The organism is Roseibium sp. RKSG952 (genome assembly GCF_009711355.1).
Genome location: NZ_SMMF01000642.1, coordinates 1 through 2,976 on the forward strand (window position 1 = coordinate 1; position 2,976 = coordinate 2,976).

A 2,976-nucleotide genomic window follows, 5' to 3' on the forward strand; every position below is an offset into this window, starting at 1 on the left:
AAACCGCACGCTGATCAGCGTGCGGTTTTTTGTTGGTCCGTCTACTGGAATGCGGTTTCGGCAAAGCTGCGCAGCTTGCGCGAATGGAGCCGGTCGCTTGGCATGTCGCGCAGTTTCTCAAGCGCCCGGATCCCGATTTCCAGATGCTGGGCAACCTGACGCTTGTAGAAATCGGTTGCCATGCCCGGCAACTTCAGCTCGCCGTGAAGCGGCTTGTCGGAAACACACAGGAGCGTTCCATAGGGAACCCGAAACCGGAACCCGTTGGCCGCGATCGTGGCCGATTCCATGTCGAGTGCAATCGCCCGGGATTGCGAGAAACGCTGCACAAGACCTTTCTGGTCCCACAGCTCCCAGTTCCGGTTGTCGATGGACGCCACGGTTCCTGTCCGCATCACCCGTTTCAAGTCATAGCCGTCCAAGCCCGTGATTTCGCCAACGGCCTCTTCCAGCGCAACCTGCACTTCCGCCAGCGGCGGGATCGGGACCCAGACCGGCAGGTCCTGGTTAAGCACATTGTCCTCACGGACATAGCCATGAGCCAGTACATAGTCGCCAAGGGTCTGACTGTTGCGCAGACCCGCGCAGTGCCCAAGCATAAGCCAGGCATGCGGGCGCAGAACCGCAATATGGTCGGTAATGGTTTTCGCGTTTGACGGTCCCACCCCGATATTCACCATGGTAATGCCGCCATGGCCCTTGCGTTTCAGGTGGTAGGCCGGCATTTGCGGCAACTTGGCCGGGGCTGCGCCGCTCGACGGTTCGGTATCGCCTGCAAGCGTGACCAGATTGCCGGGTTCGACAAAGGCCTCATACCCGCTGTCCGGATCAGCCAGCAATGCTTGAGACATCCGGCAGAATTCGTCGATATAGAACTGATAGTTCGTGAAAAGCACGAAGTTCTGGTAATGCTCCGCAGCCGTTGCCGTGTAGTGCTGCAACCGGTGCAGCGAATAATCGATCCTGGGTGCGGTGAAGGATGACAGCGGCAGGATGCCGTTTTCCGGCTCATATGTGCCGTTCGCAATCGAGTCATCCATCACCTGCAGATCAGGCAGATCGAAGAAATCCGCCAGCGGCTGGTCGAGACTTGCAGCCGCTGCCCCGCTTTCCACATGGGTCCCGTCATAAAACGCGAAATGAAGCGGGATCGGCATATCGGATTCGCCAACCAGCACCGGCGCTTCATGATTGCGCATCAAAAGGGACAACTGATCGGCCAGATACTCCTTGTAGAGATCGGGCCGGGTCACCGTGGTGGCATGAACTCCGGGGCGGGAGACAAACCCATAGGCAAGACGGCTGTCGAGCCGGGCATGGCTTTCGGTCTGGATCTGGATCTGCGGGTAATAGGCGCGGTATCGGACATTCTGGTCGGAGCCTTCGATGACCTTGTTGAAGGCATTGCGCAAGAAGGCCGTGTTCGCCTCGAAAATCTCGGTCAGCCGCTTCACGGCGAGCTTGGGGTCGGTAAAGGATTCCATCGGATAGGCTGGCGCAAGCGCGATTGGCCGGGAAGATTGCCTGCTAAAAAATCCGGAAGACTTGTTCAATTATTTTCTCCTTATTCTTGTTTGTTAACCGGCCAATTTCGGGGTTAGGTCACTTGTCGTCAAGTGCATTAACAGCTAATTTTGAATTATTTTTCACAATAGGAAGTAATTTTCATTTCGCGGATAGGCCCGGCTGATGGCCCGCCTTTTCCCGGTACTCGAAAAGTTGCAAGGCCACCTCCCCTCGTATAGTGCGAAAAAACACTGCTAGAATAACTGATCCGTCAATCCACCTGACCGGGAGACCAGTATGCGTTCTTTCTTGTCCGCTGCCGCGGGACTTTTCGCCCTGACCTCTGTCCTTGCCTCGACGGCCCAAGCCGCTGATCTGCCTGACCTCAAGGGCAAGGAAGTGGTCGTGGCCACGGAAAACGCCTACCCTCCCCTGCAGTTTGTCGACCCGAAAACCGGTGACGCGGTTGGTTGGGAATATGATGCCATGGCGGAGATCGCCAAGCGCCTGAACATGACGGTTTCTTATGAAAACATCAGCTGGGACGCCATGATCCCGGCTGTCTCGCGCGGCGAGTATGAAGCCGGCATGACAGGGATCACCATTCGAGAAGACCGCGCCCAGCAGGTCGATTTCTCGGCTCCCTACATGCGCTCGGAAATGCTGATGCTGGTCGCCGCAGACGAAGACCGGTTCGCCAATGCCCGCGACTTTGCAGCGGACGAAGACCTGCTGATCGGCGCACAGCCCGGCACGACACCCTTTTATGTTGCGGTCTATGATGTGCTTGACGGCGACGAAGCCAATCCGCGCATCAAGCTGTTCGAGACGATTGGCGCCGCCATTCAGGCCTTGCGCGCGGGCGATGTCGACATGGTCCTGACCGACAGCACGGGCGGCAACGGCTACGTTGCGGCCTATCCCGATACTTTCAAGCTGGTTGGCGAGCCTCTTGGAACCGAGGACTTCGGCTTCATCTTCCCGAAAGGCTCCAACCTGGTCGAACCGTTCGACGCCGCTATTGCCAGCATGAAGGCAGATGGCACCCTTGATGCGCTCAACAAGAAATGGTTCGTCGACTACAGTTTCGGCCAGTAGCGCCAGTTTCAGACACATCAAGAACGGGCCGATCTCCGTTTTTCCCGTGCGCCTGCCGAAAGCCGGATATGCAAAAGCAACAAGAAAAACAAGACTTTCCCTATTGGCTTTTGGCAGCCGTCGTGATCGCCGGTTGCTTTTTCTATCAGATCGCGGAGAATGAACTTTATTCTCAGGTGATGGCGACGGTTTCGAAAGGCGCCGGCATCACCATCTTCGTTACCCTTGCCGGCTTTGCGCTTGCCTCCATGCTCGGGCTGTTGCTCGCCGTTGCCTCCCTCTCGCGGTTTCTGTTTCTCCGCCAGGCAGCACGCTTTTACATTGAAATTGTTCGCGGCCTGCCTGACCTGCCCCGATTTTCAGGGCCACTCG

The 2,976-nt window shown here is 57.1% G+C and carries 2 protein-coding genes and 1 pseudogene; 2 read left to right on the forward strand and 1 reads right to left on the reverse strand.

Annotated features, from left to right (window positions below; all coding sequences use genetic code 11):
- Window positions 1-41 precede the first annotated feature (41 nt).
- The gene (locus tag E1297_RS03235) at window positions 42-1,484 is read right to left on the reverse strand and encodes an AMP nucleosidase (RefSeq protein WP_155133820.1); all 1,443 of its coding nucleotides are present in this window, start codon (window positions 1,482-1,484) and stop codon (window positions 42-44) included.
- A gap of 319 nt (window positions 1,485-1,803) precedes the next feature.
- Here E1297_RS03235 and E1297_RS03240 point away from each other — a divergent pair, with 319 nt between their 5' ends.
- Together E1297_RS03240 and E1297_RS03245 are read left to right on the forward strand one after the other, a co-directional pair.
- Window positions 1,804-2,604 carry a transporter substrate-binding domain-containing protein gene (locus E1297_RS03240; protein WP_155133817.1) on the forward strand — a complete coding sequence of 267 codons (801 nt, stop codon included), beginning with the start codon at window positions 1,804-1,806 and terminating at the stop codon, window positions 2,602-2,604.
- A gap of 68 nt (window positions 2,605-2,672) precedes the next feature.
- Window positions 2,673-2,976, forward strand: a pseudogene (locus E1297_RS03245) (hypothetical protein); the annotation flags it as partial.